The following is a 25959-nucleotide window of genomic DNA, read 5'->3' as shown; positions in this document are numbered from 1 at the left end:
CCGGTGTCCCCTACCGACAACCCGACGAGTGCGCACACCTTCCAGGTGGACCTGCGCGGCCTGGTGGACCTGCTCTCCCACCACCTCTACTCCAGCCCGCGGGTCTACCTGCGCGAGCTGCTGCAGAACGCCGTGGACGCGATCTCCGCCCGCCGCGCCCTCGACCCCGGGGCGCCGGCCAGGATCACCGTCCGGGCCGACGACGAGCTGTCCGTCACCGACACCGGCATCGGCCTGACCGAGCAGGACGTCCACACCTTCCTCGCCACCATCGGCCGCAGCTCCAAGCGCGACGCCGACGGCCGGCTCGACGGCGCCGGGCTGGCCCGGGCCCGCGGCGACTTCATCGGCCAGTTCGGCATCGGCCTGCTCGCCTGCTTCGTGGTCGCCGACGAGATCACCGTGGTCACCCGCTCCGCCGCCACCCCGGACGCCCCGGCGATCGAGTGGCGCGGCAGCTCCGACGGCAGCTACACCATCCGCACCCTGCCCGCCTCGGCCAAGCCCGAGCCGGGCACCACCGTCACGCTGGTCCCGCGCGCCGACGCCGCCGAGTGGACCCGCGCCGGCCGGGTCCTCGCCCTCGCCCGGGACTTCGGCAGCCTGCTGCGCCACGACGTCACCGTGGTCGACGGCAACGGAACCGAGCACCGGGTCAACCGCACCCCGCCGTGGGCCGAGCGCCACGCCTCCCCGTTGGCCAGGCGCGACGCGCTCGCCGAGTACTGCCGCGCCGCCTTCGACTTCACCCCGCTCGACACCATCGAGCTGGACCTGCCGCTGGTCGGCCTGCGCGGCGTCGCGTACGTCCTGCCGGACGCCGCCCCGCCCTCGCGCCGCAACGGCCACCGGGTGCACCTCAAGGGCATGCTGCTCTCCGACCAGGCCGACGAACTGCTGCCGGACTGGGCGTTCTTCGTCCGCTGCGTGGTCGACACCGACGGGCTGCGCCCCACCGCCTCCCGCGAGGGCCTGTACGCGGACGAGACGCTGGCCGCCGTGCGGGACGCGCTCGGCGCCCGGATCCGCGACTGGCTGACCGGCCTGTCCGCGAGCGACCCGGCGCTGCTGCACCGCTTCCTGTCCGTCCACCACCTGGCCGTCAAGGAACTCGCCCGCTACGACGACGAGTTGCTGCGAATGATGCTGCCGTGGCTGCCGTTCGAGACCACCGACGGCAACGTCACCCTGGACGAGTTCGCCCGCAGCCACCCGGCGGTGCTGGTGACCAGGACGGTCGAGGAGTTCCGCCAGGTCGCCCCGATCGCCGGCGCCGCCGGGCTCGGCGTGGTCAACGGCGGCTACACCTACGACCACGACCTGGTGCACCGGCTGCCCGAGATCCGCCCCGGAGTCTCCGTCTCCGACCTCGACCCGGGCACCGTCACCGCGCACCTGGACACCGTCGACCCGGCCGCCGAGCTGGCCGCCAACGCCTTCCTGGCGATCGCCCGCGAGGTGGTCGGCCGGTTCGACTGCGACGTCGCGCTGCGCAGCTTCCACCCCACCAACGCGCCCGCCCTGCTGCTCGACAACCGGGAGGCCCGGCACGAGCGCACCCGGGCCCAACTCGCCGACGAGGCCGACGGGTTGTGGGCGGACATCCTCGGCTCGCTGCGCGCCGAGGCGCCCCGCGCCCAGCTGGTGCTCAACCACCTCAACCCGCTGGTGCGCCGCGCCGCCACCGTCACCAGCCGCGAGCTGGCCGTCACCGCCGTCGAGGCGCTGTACGGGCAGGCCGTGCTGATGACCCGCCGCCCGCTCAAGGCCAGCGAGTCCGCGCTGCTCAACCGCTCGTTCATCAGCCTGCTCGACCACGCCATGCTCGGCCACGAGGCCGGCGGGGCGGGCGGGGCGAACGGGGCGGGCGGCTTCCCCGAGGGCGGGGCGGCGTGATGCTGGACACCCCCGACGCGGTGATGGCCGCGCTGCGCGAGAACGACGCCCGCCCGTACGGCCGGACCAGGACCGTCACCGCCGAGGAACTCGTCGACGCCGCCGAGCAGTTCGACGACACCGGCGTCCTCTCGATGGCCCTGCTGGAGCTGATGGAGGCCTACGAGTACGACGGCGAGCGCGGCAAGGGCCCGGTCGTCTTCGCCCGCGTCCTCAGGCTCTGGGACACCGACCCGGACGGCTTCGGCGAGTGGGCCCGGCAGCAGGTGCTCTGGCGCTTCAAGTGGGTCGCCGACACGCTCAAGGACAACCCGGACGTCCCGCTCGCGGCGGTGCGGCGCTGGCACACCGAGCTGCGCGACCGCTACCGCGCGGCCGGCCAGGACCTCCAGCCGTACTACGCCCAGCGCTACCACCTGGCCGCGCACACCGGCATCGACGTGCAGGACGCCTACGAGCTGTGGGCGGCCCGCCCGCGCGCCGAGCTGAGCGACTGCCACGCCTGCGAGACCCGTGCCCGCGCCCGGCACCACCTCGCCGCCGGGGACGACGCCCGGGCCCTGGAGGCGCTCGCCCCGGTGCTGGACGGCCGGAGCGGCTGCGAGCAGGAGCCCCACCTCAGCCAGGCCACGGCGCTGCTCGCGCAGCTGCGCCAGGGCCGGTCGGACGAGGCCCGCTCGGGCCACCTCGCCGGCTACCGCCACGCCCGCGGCAAGGCCTCGATGCTGAACGCCGTCGGCCTGCACATCGAGTTCTGCGCGCTGTCCGGCAACGAGCCGCGCGGCCTGGAGCTGCTCGCCGAGAACCGCGCCCTGTTCGCGGTCACCGGCGACCCGGCCGCCCGGCTGGACTTCCTGACCGGAGCCGAGGTGCTGGTCGCCCAGCTCGCGCGGGCCGGCCACGGCGAGCTGGCGGTCAGCGGCCCGGCCGGCACCGCCTGGACGGTGGACTCCCTGCTCGCCCACCTGCGCGCCGAGGGCGACGCGCTGGCCGCCCGCTTCGACGCCCGCAACGGCACCGACGCGGTTGGCGCCGGGCGGCGCGCCCGGCTGGCCGTGGAGCCGCTGCTCGCCGAACCGCTGGCACTGGGCGTGCGGGCCGCCGCGGCTTCCGGGCTGTCGGCCGCCCCGGCGGCCGCGCCCGCGCCGCGCCGGGCGGTCGAGGCGGAGCCGGAGGACTTCACCGCCCTGGTGCTGCGGGCCCGCGAGCTGGAGGTGCTCGGCCACCCGGATGCCGACCGGCTGTGGAAGCGGGTCGCCGAGCGCGCGGAGGCCGCGGACTTCGTCCACCCGGAGAGCGCCGAGCTGGGCGGCCCCGAGCGGCTGCGCGCCGAACTCGCCGAGCAGCGGGCCCACGAGGCGCTCCAGCGGGACGCGTGCGAGGAGGGCAAGGCCGGGCTGCTGGCCGCCGCCGAGCTGTTCGAGCAGGCGGGGCTGGCCGGGTCGGCGCTGATGTGCCGGGCCCGGACGCTGATCGCGGACCTCGACGAGAGTGACGAGGGCGCCGAGGCCGAGGGCGCTGCGGACGGCGAGGGCGCCGGGCGCGGCGGCCGGCGGGCCGACTGGGCGGCGCTCGACGCGGCGCTGGCCCGGGCCGAGGAGCTGCGCGCCGGCGGCGAACTGGCCGACGACGACTACCTGATCGTGCTGCAGACCCGCGCCTACGCCGCCCACCACGACCTCTCCGAGGCGCTGCCCGAGCCCGCCGCCGAGGTGACCGGGCGCTTCGAGGCGGCGGTCGGCGGCTACCGGCGGGCCGCCGTGGAGCTCGGCTCCGAGCGGCGGGCCGCCACCTCCCGGCAGTACACCGCCGACATCGCCGCCCGGCAGGGCCGGCTGGCCGAGGCGGAGGCCGAACTGCGCGAGGTGCTGGCCCAGTTGGACGCGGCCGAGCTGCCCTGGCACACCCCGCGGGTGCTCGGCCTGCTGGGCCAGGTGCTGCTGCAGGGCCACGAGCCGGGCCAGGCGGTCGAGGTCTTCCACCGGGCGCTGGCCGAGGCCGTGCGCTGGGGCGACGACTCCTACCCGTACGCGCCGACGTACATGATGCTCGGCCACTCCTGCCTCCAGGTGGGCGACCTCGGCGGCGCGGTCCGCGCGCTGTCGGAGGCGGCCGCGCGCTACGACCGCAAGGGCGCCGAGGCGGTCGAGGAGGCCGCCCGGGTGCGCCTGCAACTGGCCGACGTGCTGCGCGACACCGGCCGGGCGGCGGACGCGGTGGCCGTCCTGGAGTCGGTGCTGCTGGACGAGTCGGCGGCGCGGCTGGACGTCCGGATGCTCGCCCAGGGCCGGCTGGACCTCGCCCGGGGCCTGTCCGACCTGGAGGAGCACCGGGACGCCGCCGAGGAGTACCTGCGGCTGGCCGACCTGGTGGCCGGGTGGGAGGACCAGGAGACCCACACCATGGTCGCCTGCGAGGCCACCCTGGCGCTCGCCCGGGCCGAGCGCTGGGACGCCGCCGAGGCGGCGCTGGCCCGCGCCCGGGAGGCGCACGGCAAGGCCCCGCAGGTGGACCAGCTGGCCGCCACCCTGCGGGAGCTGGCCCGGCTGACGACGCGGGAGAAGGGCGAGGAGGGGCTGGCGGCGGCGCTCGCCCTGCTGGCCGAGGCGGACGCGGTCGGCGAGGCGGCCGAGCGGTCCGGTGAGGAGTACAACTCCTGGTACCTGCGCGGTGGTTCGCACTACGAGCGGGCGCGTTCGCTGGCCGTCGCCGGGCGGCACGAGGAGGCGCTGGCCGAGGTCGAACGGGCCATCGCGGAGTACGAGGCGGGCGGGGTGCGGGCCGAGTCCCCGCGGGCGGAGGCCGTCCGGCTGGCCGCGCTGATCGAGGGCAGCGACCTGGGGCGCACCGACGCGGCGGTGGCCCGGCTGGCCGCCGGCATCGCGCGCTGCGAGGCGGCCGGGCTGCCGGAGGCGGCGGAGGTGCTGGCGGAGCTGCGGGATCGGTTCGCGAACTGACCGGCGGGGGGCGGGCGTTCATGGCGCCCGCCCCCCGCCGGTGGTCGCCGGTGCGGCCGTCAGCAGGGCCCGTCGTCGGCCCAGACGCCCCACTGGCCACTGGCGCTCGGCACCTCGTTCAGCGTCCACCACTTGGCGTGGTAGGCGTGCCCGTTGTACGAGACCTTGGCGCCGCCGTTGTACGTGGTGCTCGCGCTCCACGCCGGGGCGGTGCAGCTGCCCGGGGTGGTGGGCGGCGTGGTCGGGGGAGTCGTCGGCGGGGTGGTGGGCGGCGTGGTGGGCGGGGTCGCCCCGGCGAACTTCACCGTGAACCTGGTGAAGTCCCAGTCGTTCTGCACCACGCTGGAGCAGGAGCCGGACAGCCCCGGGTCGACGTTGCCCGCGCACTGGCGGTCCCGGTTGACCGACCAGTAGGTGTACCGGGCCAGGCCGTGCGCGGTGGCGAAGTCCAGCACGGTCTGGAAGTCGGACTGGTGGAAGTACTCGGCGGCGTCGGTGCGGCCGTTCATCATTGACACGCCCTCGTGGGCGTAGGCGGTGGCCTCGTTCCAGCCGAAGATGGTCTGCAGGATCTGGTTGAACTTCACCAGCGCGTCGGTCTGCGCCGCCGCGCCGCTGAAGCCGCCGTCGAACGGCATGATCGAGTAGTTGTCGGGCGTGAAGCCCTGCGACTTGGCCTCGTTGAGCATCTGGGTGCCGAACCAGCCGGTGCCCGCGTTGGTGCCGGCGGTGGTGATCGAGACGTACAGGCCGGGGTTGTTCTGCTGGAGGATCCGCGCCGCGCCGATCTCGTTGTGGATGGCCGCGGTGTTCTCGTACTCCGGCTCCTCCAGGTCGAAGTCGATCGCCTTGAGGCCGTACTTGGTGATCACCTTCTGGTACCCGGCGGCGGTCGCCTCGGGGGTGCCGCAGACCTGGCCCAGCTTGGTGCCGCCGTACCCGCCGACCGACACCGAGACGTCCCCGCCCTTGCCGCGGACGGTCTGGATGACGCTCGGCATGGTGGTGTCGGTGTCGATCGGGGAGGTGCCGCCCCAGGCGGGCGAACAGCTGGTGCCCTGGGCCAGGATGAACGCCAGCTGGAAGGCCTTCTGGCCGGTGGCGTCCATGACGGCGGCGGCGTCCGGCGGGCTGTTGTCCTCGGGCATCAGGTACGGCGCCGAGGCGTACCAGTTGCTGCCGAGCCCTCCGGCGGCCCCGGCGGCCCCGGTGCCGGTGGTGTCCGCGGCGGCGGAGCCGGTGCCGGCCAGGGCGGCGACGCCGCCGGCGACCAGGCCGAGCGCGGCGGCCACGGCGAGTACGGCGCGGCGCCTGAAGGGGGGACGTGCGGTGTGCTGTGGGGGAAGAGCGCGCTCCATCGGAAGCCTTTCCAGGAAACGGCAGTGGGGGAGGCGGGCCTGCTCACGCCGGGTGCGGGGGTGGCGTGGCGGCCGAACGGGCCGTCGGCGGCGGGTGGTTGCCGAAGGTCCTCACTGGTATAGACCTGTCAGGGAAGGGCGGTCAACCCCAAAGAGGTCAAGGCGCACCGGTCGGCCGACGGGCCCTGGAGTCGGCTCACCGGGACGGAACGCCGGCCGCCGCCCCGGCCGCCACTCCCGGCGCCATCCCCGCCAGCAGCGAGCCGACCGCCGGGGACCACGGGCGGCCGGTCGGCCCGGTCAGCGACAGCGTCCGGTGGACGGCGGGCCGGATCGGGACCAGCACGCAGTCGGCCGGGAGCATGGTCAGCGCCAGCGCGGGCATCACCGAGACCCCGACGCCCGCGTGCACCATGCCGATCAGGCTGTTCAGGTCGCGGATCCGGTGCCGGGGCGTGAAGCGGGTGCCGGCCCGCCGGTAGGCCTCGCGGATGTGGCGCTCGCAGCCGCCCTCCGAGAGCAGGAAGTCGTCGTCCTCCAACTCGGCCACATGGACGGTCGGTTGACCGGCGAGCGGGTGGTCGCGGCGGAGCAGCGCGTGCATCGAGTCGGCGCCGAGCGAGACCGCCCCGGGCGGCAGCGGCCCGGCGTCCACCAGGACGGCGGCGTCCACCGTGCCCGCCTCCAGCCAGGCCGCCAGCTCGTCGTCCTCGCCCTCGAAGACCCGGACGGTCACCTGCGGGTAGGCCGCCCGCCAGTCCTTGAGCAGCCCGGGCAGCAGCGCCTGGCAGACGGTGGTCGGCGCCGCCAGCCGTACGGTGCCGGTCGGGCCGCCGGAGTGCCGGGTGGCGATCGCGCGGACGGCGGCGGCCGAGGCGACGGCGGTCCGGGCGTGCGGCAGGACCTGCTCGCCCAGCGGGGTGGGCCGGCAGGGGGTGCCGCGCCACAGCACAGGGGCGCCGAGGCTGCGCTCCAGCGCGGCGACGGCGTGCGAGACCGCGGACTGGCTGATGCCGAGCTCGTCGGCGGCCGCGCTGAAGCCGCCGGTGTCGGCGACCGCGACCAGTGCCCTGAGCTGGGCCAGGTTGACGTCCGGGGTCATGAGACTTCCTCATCACGAGTGCACTGCCACTTGTTGGACTCATGCTGCGGCGCCGGGCCACGCTCTGTCCAGAAGACGCGACGGGAGGACGGAGGTGGTCGGGGTGAGGCGCTGGTTGCCGGGCTTCGTGGCACTGTCGGCGATCTGGGGCGCGAGCTTCGCCCTGATCAAGGTGGCGGTCGAGGCGGGCGTGCCGCCGCTGTGGGTGGCGCTGTGGCGCTGCCTGCTCGGCGCCACCACGCTGTGGGCGGTGCTGCTGCTGCGCGGCGAGCGGGCCCCGCGCGACCGGGCGCTGTGGGGGCACTCGGCGGTGGTCGCGGTGCTGCTCAACAGCGTGCCGTTCACCCTCTTCTCCTTCGGAGAGACCAGGGTCAGCTCGGTGCTCGCCGGGGTGATGAACGCGACCACCCCGCTGTTCACCCTGCTGTTCGCGGTGCTGACCGTCCCCGAGGAGCGCCGCCCGGGCGGCCGCCGGCTGGCCGGTCTCGGACTCGGCTTCGTCGGCGTGCTCACCGTGCTCGGGGTCTGGCGCGGCCTGGGCGCCGGTGCGACCGCCGGGGCGCTGGCCTGCCTGGCCGCCGCCTGCTGCTACGGCGCGGGCTTCGCCTACCTGCGCCGCTTCCTGTCCGGCCGCCCGGAGTCGGTGACCACCCTCTCCACGCTCCAGATCACCTGCGCCACCGTCGAGTTGGCCCTGGTGGCGCCGTTTGCCGCGGGCCTCCCGAGCTGGCCGGGCGCCGCCGCGGCCGGCGCGCTGCTGGTGCTCGGCGCGCTCGGTACGGGCGTGGCGTACCTGCTCAACCTGGCGCTGGTCCGCGGCGCCGGGACGACGGTGGCCTCGGCCGTGACGTACGTGACGCCGCTGTGGTCCACCGCGCTCGGCGCGGCCTTCCTCGCCGAGCCGGTCGGCTGGAACGCCCTGGCCGGCGGCGCGCTGGTGGTCGCCGCCGTCGCGCTGACCAGGCCGCGCGCGGCCCGCGCCCGAGCCCCGAAGGACCGTCAGCCGGTCGGTTAGGGTGGACCGGGTGAACGAGGGGTCGGTGACGGACGGGGAGCGGCGGCCGACGTCCGTACGCGAGGCGCTGCGGGCGCACCCGCTGCGCTTCCCGTTCACCCGCTGGGTGCCGCGCTGCTGGGCGTACCTGCTCGGCGGGGCGCTGTTCGGGCCGGTGCTGCTGGTGGTCCTCGCGGTGCTGCTGGTGGTCGGCGCGGGCCTGTCGGTGGTCGGCCTCGGACTGCCGGTGCTGCTCGCCCTGGCGCTCGCGGGCATCCCCGCCGCCGGTGTGGCCCGGTGGCGGCTGCGGCTGGTCGAGCCGGTCCCGCCGCCCGACCCGCACCGCAGCCTGCCCGGGGCGGGCCGCCGCGCCCGCGTCCGCACCCGGCTGCGCGAGCGGGCCACCTGGCGCGAACTCGCCCACGCCGGGCTCACCTCGACCGTGCTGGCCGCCGCCTCGCTGGGCTTCACCGCGCTGCTGGTGATCTCCGGCGCGTTCACGGTCTCCCCGCTGGTGGTCTGGGCGCTCGCCCCGGAGACCGTGATGCTCGTCCCCGGGCACGCCGTCGCCGGGCCGTTCGCCGCCCTGCCGTTCACCGCCGCCGGACTGGCCGGCCTGCTGCTCTGCGCGTACGCCGGGGCGCTGCTGGTCCGGGCCGAGGTCGCGCTGGCCCGCTTCCTGCTCGGGCCCCGGGAGGACGACCTCGGCCACCAGGTGCTCGAACTCACCCGCTCCCGGGCCCGGTTGGCCGACGCCTTCGAGGCCGAGCGGCGCCGGATCGAGCGGGACCTGCACGACGGCGCGCAGCAGCAGCTGGTCGCGCTCAGCATGACCCTCGGGCTCGCCGAGTACGAGCTGCGCGACCGGGACGGCCGGGCGGCGGAGCTCGTCACCCGGGCGCGCGGCGAGGCCCGGCAGGCGCTGGAGCAGCTGCGCGGGCTGGTGCGCGGCATCCACCCGCAGGTGCTCACCGACCACGGGCTCGCCGCCGCCGTCGACGAGGTCGCGCAGCGCCACCCGATCCCGGTGGCCACCGACATCGAGCTTCCGGAGCGGCTGCCCGCCCCGGTGGAGACCACCGCCTACTTCACCGTCACCGAGGCGCTCACCAACGCCGCCAAGCACAGCGGCGCCACCGCGATCACCGTCCACGGGCGGCTCGCGGGCGGCCGGCTGGTCGTCCAGGTGACCGACGACGGCTGCGGCGGGGCGGACCCGGCCGCCGGGGCCGGGCTGGCGGGACTCGCCGACCGGGTGGCACTGCTGAGAGGACGGTTGATGGTGACGAGCCCGACGGGCGGCCCGACGACGCTGCGGCTGGAGGTCCCGTGCTCCGGGTCGTGATCGCCGAGGACGCGGTGCTGCTGCGCGCCGGACTGGTCGAACTCCTCACCCTCGGCGGCCACCGGGTGACCGCCGCCGTCGGCGACGCGGAGGCGCTGGCCGCGGCCGTCGACGCCGAGCGGCCGGACATCGTGGTCACCGACGTCCGGATGCCCCCCGACCACACCGACGAGGGCCTGCGCGCCGCCCTCGCCCTGCGCGAGCGCCACCCGGGCCTGCCCGTCCTGGTCCTCTCCCAGTACGTGGCCACCCCGTACGCGACCCGGCTGCTCGCCGCCGCCGGCGCCCAACCGGCCGGTCTGGGCTACCTGTTGAAGGACCGGGTCGGCGACGTCGCGGACTTCCTGGACGCGCTGCGGCGGGTCGCCGACGGGGAGACGCTGATCGACCCCGAGGTGGTCCGGGTGCTGCTGCGCGGCCGGTCCGCCGACCGCCCGCTGGCCCGGCTCACCCCGCGCGAGCGCGAGGTGCTGGCGCTGATGGCCGAGGGCCTCAACAACCAGGCCGTGGCAGGCCGGTTGAGCATCACCGAGGCCTCGGTGGTGAAGCACTGCGGGAACATCTTCATGAAGCTGGACCTGGACCCGACGGAGGGCAACCGGCGGGTCCTCGCGGTGCTGGCCCACCTGCGCGGGGAGTGAACGGGCGGGCGCCGTACGGCTTTTGAGTGACGCCCTTGTCAGGGCGGCCGCGGTGCCGGAACGATGGCGGCATGGCGAGGACACGGGAACCGCAGAGCGCGATCGTCAACCGGATGCTCAAGGGCGAGGCGACCAGGGACGACACCACGACGGCCCAGACCAACTTCCTGCTGTGGCTGCGGCAGGAGTGGGCCGGGGACGGGGACCAGGCGCTGGCGGCCTGCCAGGACGTGCTGACGGACGCCGGGGGCGAGGAGTGGCGAGCACTTCCGGAACGCGACCTGTCCGCCCACGTCTGGCTGTTCAGCTTCTCCTGCCCGAGCCGGGAGGACCTGCCGGGCCAGGCGCGGAACTGGGTGACGGCGGTCGGCGCCAACGGCGGGGCGCCCGCGATCGCCCGGCTGGTCAGGCACCTGCGGGGGCAGCCGGAGTGACCGCGGCGGCCGGATCGACCGCGGTGGCGGGATTGACCGCGGTGGCCGGGTCGGCCGGGTCCGGCAGGGGCACGGCGGGGTCGAGCAGCTCGGTGAGCCGCCGCGCCGAGGCCTCCCAGGTCCAGTGCTCCTCCGCCCAGCGCCGCCCCGCCGCCCCCATCCGGGCGCGCTCGGCGGGCGGGGCGAGCAGGATCCGGGTCAGGGCGGCGGCCACTTCGGCGGGCGCGCGGCCGTCGACGACCGCGCCGGTGACGCCGTCCAGGACGGTGTCCGGGGCGCCGCCGGAGCGGCCGACCACCACCGGGAGGCCGGCCGCGGCCGCCTCCAGGAAGACGATGCCCAGGCCCTCGGCCTCCAGGCCCAGTCGGCGGGTGCGGCACGGCATCGCGAAGACGTCCGCCTCCGCGTAGTGGACGGCCGTCGCGGCGTGGTCGAGGCCGCCGGTGAACACCACGCTGCCCGGCTCGGTGAGGCGGAGGGCGAGGCCCCGCAGCCGGTCCTCGTCCGGGCCCCGGCCGACCAGTACCAGGGTGGTCCCGGGCACGGCCCGGCGGATCGCGGGCAGCGCGCGGATCAGCACGTCCTGGCCCTTGCGCGGGACCAGCCGCGCCACGCAGAGGACCACCGGGGCGGCGGACGCCTCCCCGACGGAGTCCTCGGCGGCCGGCCGGAAGACCGCCGGGTCGACCCCCGGCACCAGGCGCGCCAGCCGGGCGTCCGGTCCGAGCGCGGGCGCGATCCGGGCGCGGGTGTAGGCGCCGAGGTAGGTGACCACGTCCGTGCCGCGGCCGATCCGGCGCAGCAGGCCGCGGGCGCCCGGGGTGCGGGCCCACCAGATCTCGTGGCCGTGGGTGGTGGCGACGGTGCGGCGGATGCCGGGCGCCAGCCGCCGCAGGCCGGGCGTCATCGCGGCGAGCGGCGCGGCGGCGCCGAACCAGACCCGGTCGCAGCCGTGCGCCCGGGCTATCTCGGCGGCCCGGCGGGTGGCCCGCGGGGTCGGCAGCAGGGTGCGGGCGCGGTCGCGGATCACCGGGTAGGGGAGAGCGGCGTCGTGCTGCTCCGCACCCGGTTCGGCCGAGGTGTAGACCACGACGTCGTGACCGGGGACGCGGTCGGCCATGGCCTTGACGAAGGTTTCGATGCCGCCCTGGCGCGGCGGGAAGTCGTTGGTGACGACGAGGGTGGTGCCCATGGCAGGCCTTTCGGAACGGAGAGCGGAACAGAGGACGGGAGGGAGGGCGAGACGGCGGACGAGAGGGAGAGCAGGACCAGGACGAGCGGCAGCGCGAGGTAGCCGAACCGCCCGGCGGGCGCCAGCAGGAAGGCCGCGGTCAGTCCGAGCGCCAGCCGGTGTACCGCGGCGGGCGCGGTGCGGGGCGGCCGGACGGCCAGGGACGCCCCGACGGCGAGCCCGGCGAGCAGCAGCAGTCCGACGGCGGCGCACCAGCCGGCCGGGCCGAGGTCGGCCAGCAGCCGCCCGGGCAGCGGGCTCGCGGCCGGTGTCGGCAGGCCGCCGCGCCCGGTGGGGAAGGCGAACACCTGCTCCACCAGCGGCCCCGGCGCGCGCAGCGCCACCGGCAGCACCGCCAGCGCCGCCGCCCCCACCGCGACCGCCGCTCCGCGCAGCGCCGCGCGCCGTCCGGCGGTGGCCGCCAGCAGGGCCGCCACCACGGCCAGCGCCGGCCAGGCCGTCCACTTCAGCGCGCAGGCGGCGGCCAGCGCCAACCCGGCCGCCACCGGCCGCCGTTCGGCGGCGCGGACCAGGGCGAGCCAGCAGAGGCCGGTGAGCGGCAGGTCCACCCCGCTGACGCAGAGCGGCAGCGCGACCACCGGCGAGGCGGTGAGCGCGGCGGCGCCGAGCCGGCGCCCGGCGGGCACCGTCCGCAGCACGCAGACCAGGAACACCGCCGCGCACCACAGCCGGGCGTCGCCCAGCGGCGAGCCGCCCAGCGGGGTGCCGTCCAGCAGCGCCCGGGGCAGACCCAGCAGGGCCATCCCGGGGAGGTACGGGGTGTACTCCTCGACGGTCCGCGGCTCGGCCAGGTACGGCGTGCCGGTGTGCAGCAGCAGCGACCCGGAGCGCTCGATCACCCCGACCTCGCTCTGCCCCCGCCCGTCCAGGACCAGCAGGAGCAGCGGCACCAGCACCGCCCCGAGGGCCGCGACCGCCACCGAGACCTCACGTCCGCGCCGCCGCACCAGCACCACGGCGAGCGCCGCCAGCAGGTACCCGCAGGCCGCCCAGGCCCCCCAACTCCGGTGCGGACCGAGCCCGGACACCACCGGGAACGCCCCCGCCCACCCCGCCGCGACCAGCCATCCGCCGCACCACCACCACGCCCGTTTCGTCACCGCTTCATTGCATCGCCGCAGCTCGGCGGGGTCATCACGGCCAGGTCGAGTCTCGTGGTCGGGTTTTCCCTACCCCGCCCCGACGGCCGCCGGTGGCGGGCGCCGTCCTCGGGGCCGGCCCGGCGGCGGGGCGGGGTCGGCGTCACCTCCCGCTCCCCGCACTGACATTCGGTGGCGGCCGGATTACTGATCGTCCCCGCCGCGCCGCTATCCTCGCCCTGTGGTGAGGTCGTGGGATGCGGCGGTGGAGCGGGCGCAGGACCGGCTGGCGGCGGGGCCGCGGCTGCGGGCGGCCGGGCCGGGGGACGAACGGCGCTTCGCGCTCTGGGACTTGGCGTCCCTGGTGGAGGGCGGGCTGGGCGAGCTGGTGGACCCGGACGGGTTGGCGCCGCCGGCGGAGCGCGCCTGGCGGGAGCGGCTGGGGGAGAGCGGGCGGGAGTGGCCGGGCGGTGAGCTGTACCGGCGGCGCTACTGGATCCAGGACGACGACAACGCCGTGGTGGGCACCGTCGCCGTGGACAACTGGACCAAGGGCCCGAGCCAGCTCGCCGTCTCCTCCCTCTACGTGACCCCGGCCGCGCGCGGGCGGGGCCTGGCCGCCGCCGCGCTGGACGAGGTGTACGCGGCGGCCACCGCCGAGGGCCTGCCGGGGTTCCGGCTGGAGGCGCACTGGACCTGGCAGCCGGCGGTCCGCTACTACCTGCGCCGGGGCCTGTGGGTGGTGGGCTGGAAGCACTCGCTGTCCTTCGCCCGGATGCCCCAACTCCCCCTGCACCGGGTGCGGGAGGAGGACGGCCGGCTGCTCCTGCTGGTCGCCGACCGGCTGCGCGGCTGGGTGCCGATACTGGCCGCAGGGCAGGAGGGCCGCTGGCTGCGGCTGGACGAGACGGCGGACTACCGGGGCTGCGACGGCTGGGTGCACGAGTACGCCCGCTCCACGCTGGCCCTGTACCTGGCGCTGGCCGGCCGGCCGCTGGTGCGCGGCCCGCAGTGGTGGGCGGAGGCGTGGCGCTGGTCGGACGCCGGGGAGCCGGAGGGCCTGGCGTACCGGATAGAGGAGTTCGAGCGGGTGGCCCGGGCGGCGGGCCGGCGGGTGGTGAGCCCGTACCGCCCGGTGCCGCTGCCGGAGAGCGCGGCGCCGGAGAGCGCGTTGCCGGAGGGCGCGTTGCCGGAGTCCGTCCCGCCGCAGTCAGTGCCCCCGCGGTCCGCGCTGCCGGGCTCCGCGCCGCGGCCCGGGTCCCCGCAGCTGGCAGACTCGGGGGATGGCTGAGATCGAGATCGACGGCGCCCCCGCCGACCCGGCGCGGCTGGCCGCGCTGGGGCTGCTCAACTACGGGCACTTCACCACCCTGCGCGCCGAGGCGGGCCGGGTGCGCGGTCTGGCCCTGCACCTGGACCGGCTGGTCCGGGACTGCCGGGCGCTGTTCGGCGCCGAGCTGGACCGGGCGGCGGTGCGGGAGCGGATCGGCGCGGTGCTGCCCGCCGACGGTGCGCCGGTGATCGTCCGGGTCACCGTGTACGACCCGGCGCTCGGCCTGGAGCGCCCCGCCGCCCCGGCCGCGCCCGCCCTGCTGGTGACCACCCGCCCGGCCGCGGCGGCCGAGCCCGCCCCGCTGCGGGTCCGCACCGCGGCGTACCGGCGGGAGCTGCCGGAGGTGAAGCACGTCGGCCTGTTCGGCCTGGTGCACCACCGTCGGCAGGCCCAACTGGCGGGCTACGACGACGTGCTGCTGGTCGGCGAGGACGGCCTGGTGGTCGAGGGCGCGACCTGGAACGTCGGCTTCCTGGCCGGGGAGCGGCTGGTCTGGCCGCAGGGCCCGAGCCTGCCCGGGGTGACGGAGGCGCTGCTGTCCGGCGCGTACCGGGGCCCGCAGTCCCGCGAGCCGCTGCCCGCCGACGGGCTGGACCGCTTCACCGCCGCCTTCGCGGTGAACGCGGGGGTCGGGGTGCGCCCGCTGGCGGCCGTGGACGGCACCGCCTTCGACCCCGCGCACCCGGCGCTCGCCGTCCTGCGCGCCGCCTACCTGGGGATTCCCGCCGAAGCGGTGGGGGGATAACCCCACCGCCGTTCCGCCGGTGGCCTGCATGGTTCGCGGAGCCCGTCGTCCCTAGGTTGGAGCACGTTGACGACGAGCGACGCAGAACCGAAGGAAGGCCCACCCATGGCACGCCGCCAAGACCGCCGCAGGACCGACGAGTTCGGGACGGATCAGTACGGCCCCGGCGGCCACGCTGCCGAGGGGTACGGCGCCGACGGACACGGCCGCGAGGGCTACGGCGCCGACGGTCACGGCGGGTACGCCCCGGCCCCGCAGGCGGCCCCCGCGATCGAGCTGCGCGGGGTGCGCCGCACCTACGGCCGCGGCGAGGCGACGGTGCACGCGCTGCGCGGGGTCGACCTGGCGCTCGCCCACGGCAGCTTCACCGCGGTGATGGGCCCGTCCGGCTCCGGCAAGTCCACCTTCCTCCAGTGCGCGGCGGGCCTGGACCGCCCGGACTCCGGGCAGGTCCGGCTCGGCGGCGAGGACATCACCGCGCTGAGCGAGAACCGGCTGACCAAGCTGCGCCGCAGCCGGATCGGCTTCGTCTTCCAGGCCTTCAACCTGCTGCCCTCGCTGACCGTCGAGCAGAACGTGCTGCTCCCGCAGCGCCTCGCCGGGGAGCGCCAGGACCGGGCCCGGGCACGGGAGCTGCTGGCCCGGGTGGGCCTGGGCGAGCACGCCAAGCGGCGGCCCGGCCAGCTCTCCGGCGGCCAGCAGCAGCGGGTGGCGATCGCCCGCGCGCTGATCACCCGCCCGGACGTGGTCTTCGCCGACGAGCCGACCGGCGCGCTGGACACCCGCACCGCGCACGAGGTGCTGGCCCTGCTGCGGCAGGCCGTGGACTCGCTCGGCGCGACGGTGGTGATGGTGACCCACGACCCGGTGGCGGCCTCCTTCGCCGACCGGGTGCTGTTCCTGGCCGGCGGCGCGATCGTCGACGACCTGCCGCACCCGAGCCCGCAGACCGTCGCGGACCGGATGGTCGCGCTGACCGCCCGCCCGGTGGGAGCGGCGGCATGACGAACGGACTCGCGCGCTCCTCGGTGCGCTTCCGGCCCGCGTCCTTCGCGGGCACCCTGGTCGCCCTGCTGCTGGGCGCCGCCGTGGTGGTGGCCTGCGGCGTGCTGCTGCAGACCGGTCTGACCGCGAGCCTCAAGCCGGCCCGGTACGCGGACACCCCGGTGGTGGTCGCGGCCGACCAGGCGGTGAAGATCCAGCGGAAGGTCGGCACGGACACCGAGACGACGGAGGAGGCCACCCCGGAGCGGGCCCGGACGGACGCCGCGCTGGCCGGCCGGCTGGCCGCGCTGCCCGGGGTCGCGGCGGCCCGCCCGGACAGCGCCTTCCCGCTGCCCGCCTCCGGCCGGGCGCCGGCCCTGACCGGCCGGGGCTTCGCCGCGCTCGGCATCGCCGGGCCGGGCGACACCCTGGTCGAGGGCCGGGCCCCCGGCGCGAACGAGGTGGTGCTGGACGCCGACACGGCGCGCGCTGCCCACATCGCGCCCGGCGCGAACCTCACGCTCACCGCGCCCGGCGGCACCGCGGACTACCGGGTCTCCGGCCTGGCCGCCGCCCAGCAGGCCGGCCCCACCGCCTGGTTCGCCGACGCCACCGCCGACCGCCTCTCCGGCCACCCCGGCCGGATCGACGCCATCGCCGTCCAGCCCCGCGCGGGCGTGACCACCGCCGCGCTCGCCGCCCAGGTCCGCCAGGCCGTCGGCGGCGACGCCGGTGCCAAGGCGGGAGCCGACGCCGGTGCCGGAGCCGGTGCCGTCAAGGTCCTCACCGGGGACGACCGGGGCGCCGTCGAGCACCCCGACCTCGGCGGAGCCCGCACCCTGCTGATGGCGCTCGGCGGCAGCTTCGGCGGCTACGCCACCATGACCGCGGTCTTCGTGGTGATGAGCACCGTCGCCCTCGCCACCGGCCAGCGCGCCCGCGAGTTCGCCCTGCTGCGCGCCATCGGCGCCACCCCGCGCCAGATCCGCCGCACCATCGCCGCCGAGGCGATGCTGGTCGCGCCGCTCGCCGCGGCGCTCGGCATCCTGCCCGGAATCGCCCTCGCCCGCTGGTGGTTCGACCAGCTGGTCGAGCGCGGCGCCGTCCCCGCGGACGTCCGCCTGGACGTCGGCCCGCTGCCGATGCTCGCCGCCGTCCTCGCCTGCACCCTCGCCGCGCTGACCGCCGGGTTCCTGGCCGCCCGCCGGCCGTCCCGGATGCGGGCCGCCCAGGCGCTCGGCGAGGCCGCCGTCGAAGCGCCCCGCCCGGGCGCGGTGCGCACCGTCCTCGGACTGGTCTTCGCCGCCGGCGGCATCGTGGCCGCGGCCATCGCCACCTCCCTGGACGGCGCCAAGGCCGCCCAGACCGCGCTCGGCGTGGTGATGTGCTTCATGATGGCCGTCGCCCTGCTCGGCCCCTGGCTGGCCCGGGTCGCCGCCGCGGTGCTCGGCGCCCCGCTGCGGGCCGGCGGCGCGCCCGGCTCGCTGGCCGCCGACAACACCCGCGCCAACGCCCGCCGCCTGGCCTCCGCGATCACCCCGATCGTCCTGGTCACCGCCTTCTGCGGCACCCTGCTGATCATCCAGAGCACCGTGCGCCACACCAGCGGCGAGAACGTCCGGGCCGGCGTCACCGCCGACCACGTGGTCGGCGCCACCGGCCCCGGCCTGCCCGCCGGGACGGCCGAGCGGGCGGGCCGGGTGCCGGGCGTGGACACCGCCGTCGGCGTGCTGCGCACCGGCGTCGTCTACCGGAACGGCGACCAGCTGAGCTCCGCCCCCGTGCTCGGCGTCGACGGCGACCCGGCCCGGCTGCCGAAGGTGCTCGACCTGGGCGTGCGCAGCGGTTCGCTCGCCGACCTCGGCCGCGCCCCCGACACCGTGGCGCTGAGCTCCACCCTGGCCGAGGCGTTCGGCGCCAAGGTCGGCGACCGGGTCCCGCTCTGGCTCGGCGACGGCACCGCCGTCCGGCCCGCCGTGGTCGCGGTGTACGACCGCGGGCTCGGCGTCGGCCAGGCGCTGCTGCCCCGGGCCGCGGTGGCCGCGCACGTCACCGCCGGGTACGACAGCCAGGTGCTGGTCGCCGACGCGCCGGGCGCCGACCGGGCGGCGGTGGCCGCCGGGCTGGGCGGGCTGGCCGGGGCCGCGGTGACCGACCGGGCCGGGTTCGTCGCCCAGTCCGACAAGGCGATGGAGGTCAACGGCTGGGCCAACACCGTGATGGCCGCCGTGCTCGGCGGGTTCGCCGCCGTCAGCGCCGCCAACACCCTGGTGATGACGGTGCTGGACCGGCGCCGCGAGGTCGCGCTGCTGCGGCTGGCCGGCACCACCCGGCGCCAGGTGCGCGGCATGATGCGCTGGGAGGCGCTGCTGGTGGCCTCGACCGGGCTGGCGGTCGGCGCGGTGATCGCCGCGGTCACCCTGGTGCCGGTCGCCCGGGGCGTGGCCAACTCCGCCCCGTACGTCCCGCCGATGCTGGCCCTGCCGCTGGCCGCCGGAGCCGTGCTGCTCTGCCTCGCGGCGACCGGGGTGCCGGTCCGGGCGCTGCTGCGGACCCGGCCGGCGGGGCTGGGCGCGGCGCGCCAGTAGCGGGCCCGCGGGCGGCGAGGAAGGGGGTGCTCTTGAGGACGACTCAAGGGCACCCCCTTCCTTCGGGTGAGAACGACGGCCCCGAGCGGGCGGTCATGGGGACCACATGACGGTCCGATGACCTTTTCAAGAGCTGATCGTGACGTCGCATCAGTTACGCTCGCGCCCGCCCCGCCAGACCGTCGACGCAGAGAGTAGCCCGACCATGAGCAGTCCTCCTGCCGCCCCCGCGCCCCGCTGGCCGCTGATCCTGCTGCGTACCTCCACCACCCTGCTCGCCCTGCTGGCACTGCTCCAGGTCATGCTGGCCGGCAGCTTCCTGAACGGCACCTACGACTCCCTGAAGGACCACGAGGGCAACGCGATGATGCTGGCCACCGTGGTGGTGCTCCAGCTCGCGGTGGCCGTCGCCGTCCGGTGGCCCGGCCGGGGCCCGCTCTGGCCGCTGTGGACCACCGCCCTGCTCACCGTCGCCGTCATCGGCCAGATCACCGCCGGCTACGCCCGGGCGCTCGGCGTGCACGTCACGCTCGGCGTGCTGCTGGTCAGCGGCGTGCTGTTCGGCTTGGTCGGCGCCTGGCGGCTGCCGCTGCCGGCCCGGGAGGCGCGGGTCGTCGGCGGTCCGGACGGCACCGGGCGGCTGCCGCGCCCCGGCGGACCGGTCGAGGTGGTCAAGTGAACCGGCGCCGGTTCCTGCGCGTCGGCGCCTCCGTGCTCGGCGCGGGCGCCCTGGTCTCGGTGGCCGGCCCCTCCGTTGCCCGGCTGCTCGCCGAGGGCCGCCCCGGGCAGCTGCTGAGCAGCGAACTCGACCTGCCGGAGGCCTTCCGGGCCGCGCTGCCGGTGCCGACCGTGCTGCAACCGGTGCGCACCGACGCGACCGCCGACCACTACGAGATCACCCAGCAGGTCGCCCGGCTGGAGATCCTGCCCGGGGTGCGGACCGAGGCCTGGACGTACGGCGGCGGCTTCCCCGGGCCGACCGTGGTCACCCGCTCCGGGCGGACGGCGGTGGTCAAGCACCGCAACGAGCTGCCGGTGCCCTCGGTGACCCACCTGCACGGCGGGCACACCCCGGCGGACAGCGACGGCTACCCGGTGGACCTGCTGCTGCCGGTGGGGTCCTCGGCGGACGCCGCCCAGCAGGCCGGCGGCATGGCCGGGATGGCCGGCATGGCGGGGATGGCCGGGGCGGACCACGCCGCCGCCCGCACCGCCGTCGGCGAGCGCAGCTACACCTATCCGGGCAAGCAGCGCGCCGCCACCCTCTGGTACCACGACCACCGGATGGGCTTCACCGGCCCCGGCGTCTGGCGCGGACTGGCCGGCTTCCACCTCGTGCACGACGACGAGGAGGACGCGCTGCCGCTGCCGCGCGGCGAGCGGGACCTGCCGCTGATGATCACCGACCGCTCCTTCGCCGCCGACGGCTCCTTCCGCTACCCCGCCGTCGACCCGCAGCTCGCCGAGCCGGGTGTCACCGACGCCTACGCCAACGGCGTGCTCGGCGACGTCATCCTGGTCAACGGCGCGCCGTGGCCCCGGCTGGACGTCGACCGGGCCCGCTACCGGCTGCGGCTGCTCAACGCCTCCAACGCCCGGCTCTACCGGCTCGAACTCGACCCGCAGCCGCCCGGCGGCGACGCCCTGGTCCAGATCGGCTCCGACGGCGGCCTGCTCGCCGCCCCGGTCCGGCACGACGGCATCGAGATCGCGCCCGCCGAACGCTTCGACGTCGTGGTCGACTTCTCCCGCTACCAGCCCGGCACCCAGGTCCGGCTGGTCAACCGCTTCGGCAGCGGCCGGACGGCCGAGGTGATGCGCTTCGACGTCACCGCGAAGCAGCCGGCCGACGACGCGACGGTGCCCGACCGGCTCGCCGCCGTCGAGGCCCTGGACGCCTCCGCCGCCGTCGCCACCCGCGACTTCACCTTCCGGCGCAGCCGCGGCGACGGCTGGACCATCAACGGCCGCCCGTACAAGCCGGGGGAGTCCATCGCCACGCCCGCCCTCGGCACGGTCGAGCTCTGGCGCTTCTCCACCGACCTGCACCACCCGGTGCACGTCCACCTCGACCACTTCCAGGTGATCGGCCGCAACGGCGCCGACCCGGGCCCGTACGACGCGGGATGGAAGGACACCGTGGACCTGCGCCCGGCCGAGGCGGTGGAGGTACTGGTGCGCTTCACCGACTACGCGGGGGCGTACATGCTGCACTGCCACAACCTGGAGCACGAGGACATGGCGATGATGGCGGACTTCACGGTGCGCTGAGCCGCCGGGGTTCACCCGGACGGCCGACCGCCGGAGGGCGCGCGCTGCGCCCTCCGGCACCCGTGTCCTAGCCTCGCGGGGAGGAGGGGACCCGCCGACGCCCGGAGCCGCGCCATGACCACCCCCGCCGAACGCCGCCGGCACGGCCGGGCCGCCCGGGAGCGGGTCTCCCGCTCCGCCCACGGCCGGTGGATCCCCGCCGCCGACCGGCCCGACCCGCTCGGCGTGCTGGAACGGCAGGGCGCGGACCGGGTCGCCCGGCTGCTGCCGATCCGCCACGGGCGGATGGCGGAGAGCCCGTTCGCCTACCTGCGCGGCGCCGCCGCCGTCCTGGCCGCCGACCTCGGCGCCCTCCCCGACACCGGACTCACCGTCCAACTCTGCGGCGATGCCCACCTGTTGAACTTCGGCCTGTACGCCTCGCCGGAGCGCGCGCTGCTCTTCGACGTCAACGACTTCGACGAGACCTTCCTCGGCCCCTTCGAGTGGGACGTCAAACGGCTCGCCGCCAGCGTCGCCGTCGCCGCCCGCGACAACGGCCAGGACGATCGGCGGGCGCGCCGGGCCGCGCTCGCCGCCGCCCAGGGGTACGTGACCGCGATGCGGCGGCTGGCGGGCCGGGGCGAACTCGACGTCTGGTACGCCCGGGTGGACACCGCGCAGCTGCTGCCGCTGCTCGCCAAGCCCCGGCAGCGCAGGCGGGCCGAGGCCGAGTTCGCGCGCGCCCGGCGCCGCACCAGCCTCCAGGCCTTCGGCAAGCTCACCGAGGAACGCGACGGGCGGCGCCGGATCATCAGCGCTCCGCCGCTGATCGAACCGCTGAGGAAGTCCGAACTGCGCGGCGTCGGCAAGGTGTTCAGCGACTACCGGGCCACCCTCGCGGAGGACCGCCGGGTGCTGCTGGACCGCTACCGGTTCGTCGAGGCGGCCACCAAGGTGGTCGGCGTGGGCAGCGTCGGCACCCGCTGCTACATCGTGCTGCTGGAGGGCGGGAACGGGCACGACCCGCTGTTCCTCCAGCTCAAGGAGGCCGGCCGGTCGGTGCTGGAGGACCACCTGCCGCCGCTGCGGGCGGACGCCGAGGTGCTCGCCCACCACGGCGGCCGCCGGGTCGTCACCGGCCAGCACCTGATGCAGGCCGCCAGCGACATCTTCCTCGGCTGGACCACCGGCCCCGCCGGGCGCCACTTCTACGGCCGCCAACTGCGCGACATGAAGGGCTCGGCGGACATCGCCGACTTCCGGCCCTCCGGCCTGCGCGCCTACGCCGACCTCTGCGGCCGCACCCTCGCCCGCGCCCACGCCCGCACCGGCGACCGCCTCGCCATCGCCGGCTACCTCGGCAGCGCCGACACCTTCGCCGAGGCGGTCGCCGACTTCGCGCTGCGCTACGCCGACCGGACGGCGGCCGACCACGGCGAGCTGGTCGCGGCGATCGCCGACGGGCGGGTGGCGGCGACCCCGGGGGTGTGAACCGGGGCCGGGGGACGGCGAGTTCGGCGCGGCCTTCGGCGCCGGTGGGGTCAGCGGGGCCGCAGGCCGTCCATGACCAGCCCGAAGAGGTGGTCGCGGCGCTCGGCGAGGGTAGGCCCCTGGTCGGCGGTCCAGCTCAGGGCGTTGACGAGGACGAAGACGTCGAGCGCCGTGACGTCCGGGCGGATCAGTCCCTCCTGCTGGGCGGCGGCGAGCAGCCGCCCGCCCGCCTGGCGCATCCGCAGGCAGCTCGCGTGCAGGGCGGACTCCGGGTCCTGCAGGGTGGCCATCAGGGTGGCGGGCAGGCCCCGGTAGGCGGCGGCGTCGAGGAACTCGTGGAGCCAGGTGGTCAGGGCAGGGCCGGCCGGTTCGGCGGCGGCGAGGGTGTCGGCGCGGGCGGTGAGGAGTTCGAAGCGGCGGCCGAGCAGGGCCGCCAGCAGGTCCTCGCGGGTGGGGAAGTGCCGGTAGAGCGTGCCGAGGCCGACCCCGGCGCGGCGGGCGACGTCCCGCAGGGAGGCCTGGGTGCCCTCGTCGGCCATCAGGGCGGCCGCTTCGGCCAGGATCCGGTCGCGGTTGCGCTGGGCGTCGGCGCGGGGCGCCGTCTGAGGTTCAAGGGGCATGGGGTTCCTCGCCGTTGACAACTGGAGCACTGCTCCGGTTAGCTTTCCGGAGCGGCGCTCCGGATTCTAGTCGGAGCCCGTCCGTCCTGCGTCGGGGGAGAACACATGGCCACGGAGAACACGATGAAAGCCGTCCGGCTGCACGCCTACGGCGGGCCCGAGGTGCTGCGGTACGAGGAGGTGCCGAGGCCCGTCCCGGGGCCCGGAGAAGTGCTGGTCCGCGTCCACGCGGTGGGCGTCAACCCGCCCGACTGGTACGTCCGGAGCGGCTTCACCACCATCCCGGCCGAACGGCGGCCCGACTGGCCGCTGCCGCTGACCCTCGGCACCGACGTCTCCGGCGTGGTCGCGGAACTCGGCGGCCCCGACACCGGCTGGAACGTCGGCGACGAGGTCTTCGGACTCCTCGGCTTCCCCGGCCGCCCGTCCGGCTACGCCGAGTACGTCGTCGCGTCGGCCGCCGACCTGGCGCGCAAACCGGCCGCCCTCGGGTACGTCGAGGCCGCCGCCGTCCCGATGGCCGGGCTGACCGCCTTCCAGTTCCTGTACAAGCGCCTCGGCTACGCCGGGGGCGGATCGGCCGTGGTGGTCGGCGCGGCCGGCGGGATCGGACACCTCGCGGTCCAACTCCTGCGCCTGGCCGGGGCGGAGGAGGTCGTCGCGGTCGCCTCCGGACGGCACGAGGAGTTCCTGCACGGCCTCGGCGCCGACCGTTTCGTGGACTACACCCGCACCTCGGCCGCCGAGGCCGTCCAGGGCGCCGACCTGCTGGTCGACACCGTCGGCGGCCCCGAGGCCCACCGCCTGCTGGGCGCCCTGCGGCGCGGGGGCCGACTGGTGTCCTGCTTCCTCGGCGAGTACCGGCCCGAGCGGGCCGCGGAACTCGGGGTGGCCCTGAACGAGGGCCTGTGGCAGGTCCGTTCCAGCGGCGGCGACCTCGCCGAACTCGCCCTGCTGCTGGCGGACGGCCGGGTCCGGGTGGCCGTGGACGGCGTCTACCCGTTGCGGGAGGCCGTCGCCGCGCACCGCCGGGCGGAGCGGGGGCACATCCAGGGCAAGATCGTGCTGCGGGTGGTCGGGTAGCGGGGGAGGGGGCGTGCCGGGGCCGTACGGGGGTCGGTCCCGGCAGGCAGTCACGTTCGGCGCGGGTCTGCGCGGGTGGGGGAGCTGGCTGTCAGGGTTGGGCCTCGGCGGGGCGTCACCGGGCCACCGGCCGCCATGGGCACCGGAGTTGCACCGTCGGGGCCGGTCTCCTGGGTGCCGGGCCCGGCCCCGCCGCCCGGGCGATCGACAGGCGCCGGCCAGCGTGCACGCCCGGGTGCCGGTCGACACGCCGGAGCAGGAGCGGCCCACCGCGCCGCGGGCGGCGGCCGGCTTCCGCCGCCGCCCGCAGCCGGCTCCGGCAGCGCTCAGCCGAGCCGCGGCCGCACCGCCGCGACGAGCAGTGCGGCGGCGACCAGCAGGCCGCCCGCGTAGAACGGGCCGAGGTCACCGGCCGCCGTGCCGAGGGAGGCGGCGGCCAGCAGCGGGCCGGCCGTGGCGCCGAGGTTGAGGGCGGCGGTCGCGTAGGCGCCGGCCAGCGCGGGGGCGCCGGCCGCCTCGTACAGCACCCGGGTGATCAGCGTGCCGCCGACCGCGAAGGACAGCCCGCCCAGCAGGAACACCAGCGGCAGCAGCGCGCCCGGCGCGTCCGCCAGGACGGCCAGGGCGGGCCAGCCCGCCAGCAGCAGCGGGCCGCCGACGGCGAGGACCAGGCCGGGGCGCCGGTCCGCGAGCCGCCCGGCGACGGTGACCCCGGCGAACGACCCGGCCCCGAACAGCACCAGCGCGACCGGCACCCACAGGTCGCCCAGCCCGGCCGGGCCGGTCACCACGGGGGAGAGGAAGGTGAAGCCGCCGAAGGTCGCCGCGTTCACCAGCGCGGCGAGCAGCATCGCGCGGAGCAGCGGGGGGCGGCGCAGCTCGCCGAGCTCCGCGCGCAGGGCCGGGGCCGGGTCCGGGGCCGCGGCCCGGTCGGTCGACGGGGCGACGGGCGGAAGGCCCTTGGCGATGCCGACGGCGGCCGGCAGGCAGAGCAGCGCGACGGCCCAGAACGCGGCGCGCCACCCGAACAGCGCGCCCAGCACCGCCCCGCCCGGGACGCCGGCGACCGTCGCCACCGTCGTCCCCGACAGCAGCACGGCGAGCGCCCGCCCCTTGCGGTCCGCCGGGACGAGCGCGGCGGCGGTGGTCAGTGCCACCGCCAGGAACCCGGCGTTGGCGAGCGCGGCGACCACCCGGGTGGCCACCAGCACCGGGAAGCTCGTCGTCACCGCCCCGACGGCGTGCGCCGCCGCGAACACCAGGACGAACCCGAGCAGGCTGCCGCGCCCCGACCGGCCGCGGGCGAGCCCGGCCATCAGCGGCGCGCCGACCGCCATCCCGACCGCGAAGGCCGAGGTCAGCCCGCCGGCCGTACCGACGGTGACGCCGAGATCGGCGGCGAGTCCGGGCAGCAGCCCGGCGAGCATGAACTCCGAGGTGCCCATGGCGAACACGGCCAGGGCGAGCAGATAGAGCGGAAGGGGCATCGAGAGGCTCCGAAGCGGGGCGGTGGGAACGAGGAGGACGGACGTCTCGTCACCGCACGCTCAACCCCCGGGCGGCGCAGGCGTGGCGCTCGCTCGGACCTCGGTGGTTCAGGATCTCCGGGGTTTCAGGGGGCTGACGGCGCGTGACCGAAAGCCCCCACCCTGGATGCCTCAGGGCTCGACATGCCCGGCACGCTACCCGACCCCCTGCCTCCGGGGCACCCGGTTTTCCCGGCGGCCGGGCCGGGAGCCACCGGCCGGCGCGCCGCGAATCGAGGAGGGCCCGCGCCCTCCTCGATCGCGACGGCCGGCCGGCA

General features: G+C 76.7%; 20 protein-coding genes. 14 read left to right on the top strand and 6 right to left on the bottom strand.

Annotated elements, in window-relative coordinates; all coding sequences use genetic code 11:
• Positions 1–3 precede the first annotated feature (3 nt).
• Together ACFVU7_RS09240 and ACFVU7_RS09235 are read left to right on the top strand one after the other, a co-directional pair.
• Positions 4–1896, top strand: a complete 1893-nt coding sequence (locus ACFVU7_RS09240; protein ID WP_388044783.1) for an HSP90 family protein — start codon at positions 4–6, stop codon at positions 1894–1896.
• Positions 1896–4853 carry a hypothetical protein gene (locus ACFVU7_RS09235; RefSeq protein WP_388044782.1) on the top strand — a complete coding sequence of 986 codons (2958 nt, stop codon included), beginning with the start codon at positions 1896–1898 and terminating at the stop codon, positions 4851–4853. The genes ACFVU7_RS09240 and ACFVU7_RS09235 overlap by 1 nt, the downstream gene beginning before the upstream one ends.
• A 59-nt stretch (positions 4854–4912) precedes the next feature.
• Here ACFVU7_RS09235 and ACFVU7_RS09230 read toward each other — a convergent pair whose 3' ends face one another.
• Positions 4913–6211, bottom strand: coding sequence for a chitinase (locus tag ACFVU7_RS09230; RefSeq protein WP_388044781.1), 1299 nt, complete (start codon positions 6209–6211; stop codon positions 4913–4915).
• Between the two features lie 196 nt (positions 6212–6407).
• A complete protein-coding gene (locus ACFVU7_RS09225) occupies positions 6408–7313 on the bottom strand; it encodes a LysR family transcriptional regulator (protein ID WP_388044780.1) in 906 nt (301 codons plus the stop codon).
• Positions 7314–7416: 103 nt separating this feature from the next.
• Here ACFVU7_RS09225 and ACFVU7_RS09220 point away from each other — a divergent pair, with 103 nt between their 5' ends.
• The 4 genes from ACFVU7_RS09220 (at position 7417) to ACFVU7_RS09205 (ending at position 10727) form a co-directional block, all read left to right on the top strand.
• On the top strand, positions 7417–8328 hold the full coding sequence (locus ACFVU7_RS09220) for a DMT family transporter (RefSeq protein WP_388044779.1): 912 nt from the start codon (positions 7417–7419) through the stop codon (positions 8326–8328).
• Positions 8329–8338: 10 nt separating this feature from the next.
• A complete protein-coding gene (locus tag ACFVU7_RS09215; RefSeq protein ID WP_388044778.1) occupies positions 8339–9652 on the top strand; it encodes a sensor histidine kinase in 1314 nt (437 codons plus the stop codon).
• Entirely contained in the window at positions 9637–10293 is a 657-nt protein-coding gene (locus ACFVU7_RS09210) for a response regulator transcription factor (RefSeq protein ID WP_049660614.1), read from the top strand. The genes ACFVU7_RS09215 and ACFVU7_RS09210 overlap by 16 nt, the downstream gene beginning before the upstream one ends.
• Positions 10294–10364: 71 nt before the next feature.
• Positions 10365–10727: a hypothetical protein gene (locus ACFVU7_RS09205; protein WP_074004097.1), complete on the top strand. Its 363-nt coding sequence runs from the start codon at positions 10365–10367 to the stop codon at positions 10725–10727.
• Here ACFVU7_RS09205 and ACFVU7_RS09200 read toward each other — a convergent pair.
• A complete protein-coding gene (locus ACFVU7_RS09200; protein WP_241853016.1) occupies positions 10699–11847 on the bottom strand; it encodes a glycosyltransferase family 4 protein in 1149 nt (382 codons plus the stop codon). The two genes, ACFVU7_RS09205 and ACFVU7_RS09200, sit on opposite strands and share 29 nt — an antisense overlap.
• Entirely contained in the window at positions 11754–13079 is a 1326-nt protein-coding gene (locus ACFVU7_RS09195; RefSeq protein WP_388044777.1) for a glycosyltransferase 87 family protein, read from the bottom strand. The genes ACFVU7_RS09200 and ACFVU7_RS09195 overlap by 94 nt, the downstream gene beginning before the upstream one ends.
• Positions 13080–13302: 223 nt before the next feature.
• On the opposite strand from ACFVU7_RS09195, the gene ACFVU7_RS09190 reads away from it, so the two are divergent.
• The 7 genes from ACFVU7_RS09190 to ACFVU7_RS09160 all read left to right on the top strand — a co-directional run bounded on the left by ACFVU7_RS09190 (position 13303) and on the right by ACFVU7_RS09160 (position 22452).
• On the top strand, positions 13303–14349 hold the full coding sequence (locus ACFVU7_RS09190) for a GNAT family N-acetyltransferase (protein ID WP_388044776.1): 1047 nt from the start codon (positions 13303–13305) through the stop codon (positions 14347–14349).
• Positions 14342–15136 carry an aminotransferase class IV gene (locus tag ACFVU7_RS09185; protein WP_117490597.1) on the top strand — a complete coding sequence of 265 codons (795 nt, stop codon included), beginning with the start codon at positions 14342–14344 and terminating at the stop codon, positions 15134–15136. Before ACFVU7_RS09190 ends, ACFVU7_RS09185 begins: the two co-directional genes overlap by 8 nt.
• A 105-nt stretch (positions 15137–15241) precedes the next feature.
• The gene (locus ACFVU7_RS09180) at positions 15242–16141 is read left to right on the top strand and encodes an ABC transporter ATP-binding protein (RefSeq protein ID WP_388044775.1); all 900 of its coding nucleotides are present in this window, start codon (positions 15242–15244) and stop codon (positions 16139–16141) included.
• On the top strand, positions 16138–18708 hold the full coding sequence (locus ACFVU7_RS09175) for an FtsX-like permease family protein (RefSeq protein ID WP_388044774.1): 2571 nt from the start codon (positions 16138–16140) through the stop codon (positions 18706–18708). The genes ACFVU7_RS09180 and ACFVU7_RS09175 overlap by 4 nt, the downstream gene beginning before the upstream one ends.
• Before the next feature lie 205 nt (positions 18709–18913).
• Positions 18914–19387: a hypothetical protein gene (locus ACFVU7_RS09170; RefSeq protein WP_049658344.1), complete on the top strand. Its 474-nt coding sequence runs from the start codon at positions 18914–18916 to the stop codon at positions 19385–19387.
• The gene (locus tag ACFVU7_RS09165; RefSeq protein ID WP_388044773.1) at positions 19384–20979 is read left to right on the top strand and encodes a multicopper oxidase family protein; all 1596 of its coding nucleotides are present in this window, start codon (positions 19384–19386) and stop codon (positions 20977–20979) included. The genes ACFVU7_RS09170 and ACFVU7_RS09165 overlap by 4 nt, the downstream gene beginning before the upstream one ends.
• A 114-nt stretch (positions 20980–21093) precedes the next feature.
• Entirely contained in the window at positions 21094–22452 is a 1359-nt protein-coding gene (locus tag ACFVU7_RS09160; RefSeq protein WP_388044772.1) for a DUF2252 domain-containing protein, read from the top strand.
• A gap of 50 nt (positions 22453–22502) precedes the next feature.
• Here ACFVU7_RS09160 and ACFVU7_RS09155 read toward each other — a convergent pair whose 3' ends face one another.
• Positions 22503–23072, bottom strand: coding sequence for a TetR/AcrR family transcriptional regulator (locus ACFVU7_RS09155; RefSeq protein WP_375874527.1), 570 nt, complete (start codon positions 23070–23072; stop codon positions 22503–22505).
• 105 nt (positions 23073–23177) lie between these two features.
• Between ACFVU7_RS09155 and ACFVU7_RS09150 the strand changes: the two genes are divergently transcribed.
• A complete protein-coding gene (locus tag ACFVU7_RS09150) occupies positions 23178–24155 on the top strand; it encodes an NADP-dependent oxidoreductase (RefSeq protein WP_388044771.1) in 978 nt (325 codons plus the stop codon).
• A gap of 326 nt (positions 24156–24481) precedes the next feature.
• Here ACFVU7_RS09150 and ACFVU7_RS09145 read toward each other — a convergent pair whose 3' ends face one another.
• Complete coding sequence (locus ACFVU7_RS09145; protein ID WP_375874526.1) at positions 24482–25642, bottom strand: Cmx/CmrA family chloramphenicol efflux MFS transporter; 1161 nt, start codon at positions 25640–25642, stop codon at positions 24482–24484.
• Positions 25643–25959: the final 317 nt, after the last annotated feature.

It is taken from the genome of Kitasatospora sp. NPDC058046 (assembly GCF_042885595.1).
GTDB lineage: Bacteria > Actinomycetota > Actinomycetes > Streptomycetales > Streptomycetaceae > Kitasatospora.
The sequence above is the reverse complement of the archived record's forward strand: the minus strand, read 5'-3'. Positions and strand labels throughout refer to the sequence as shown.

Excerpts from the sequence above, each read along its gene's own strand:
- ACFVU7_RS09225 (WP_388044780.1), bottom strand. The coding sequence starts at position 7,313 with ATGACCCCGGACGTCAACCTGGCCCAGCTCAGGGCACTGGTCGCGGTC.
- ACFVU7_RS09180 (WP_388044775.1), top strand. The coding sequence starts at position 15,242 with ATGGCACGCCGCCAAGACCGCCGCAGGACCGACGAGTTCGGGACGGAT.
- ACFVU7_RS09235 (WP_388044782.1), top strand. The coding sequence starts at position 1,896 with ATGCTGGACACCCCCGACGCGGTGATGGCCGCGCTGCGCGAGAACGAC.
- ACFVU7_RS09170 (WP_049658344.1), top strand. The coding sequence starts at position 18,914 with ATGAGCAGTCCTCCTGCCGCCCCCGCGCCCCGCTGGCCGCTGATCCTG.
- ACFVU7_RS09175 (WP_388044774.1), top strand. The coding sequence starts at position 16,138 with ATGACGAACGGACTCGCGCGCTCCTCGGTGCGCTTCCGGCCCGCGTCC.
- ACFVU7_RS09150 (WP_388044771.1), top strand. The coding sequence starts at position 23,178 with ATGGCCACGGAGAACACGATGAAAGCCGTCCGGCTGCACGCCTACGGC.
- ACFVU7_RS09230 (WP_388044781.1), bottom strand. The coding sequence starts at position 6,211 with ATGGAGCGCGCTCTTCCCCCACAGCACACCGCACGTCCCCCCTTCAGG.
- ACFVU7_RS09155 (WP_375874527.1), bottom strand. The coding sequence starts at position 23,072 with ATGCCCCTTGAACCTCAGACGGCGCCCCGCGCCGACGCCCAGCGCAAC.
- ACFVU7_RS09160 (WP_388044772.1), top strand. The coding sequence starts at position 21,094 with ATGACCACCCCCGCCGAACGCCGCCGGCACGGCCGGGCCGCCCGGGAG.
- ACFVU7_RS09200 (WP_241853016.1), bottom strand. The coding sequence starts at position 11,847 with ATGGCCGACCGCGTCCCCGGTCACGACGTCGTGGTCTACACCTCGGCC.
- ACFVU7_RS09185 (WP_117490597.1), top strand. The coding sequence starts at position 14,342 with ATGGCTGAGATCGAGATCGACGGCGCCCCCGCCGACCCGGCGCGGCTG.
- ACFVU7_RS09145 (WP_375874526.1), bottom strand. The coding sequence starts at position 25,642 with ATGCCCCTTCCGCTCTATCTGCTCGCCCTGGCCGTGTTCGCCATGGGC.
- ACFVU7_RS09205 (WP_074004097.1), top strand. The coding sequence starts at position 10,365 with ATGGCGAGGACACGGGAACCGCAGAGCGCGATCGTCAACCGGATGCTC.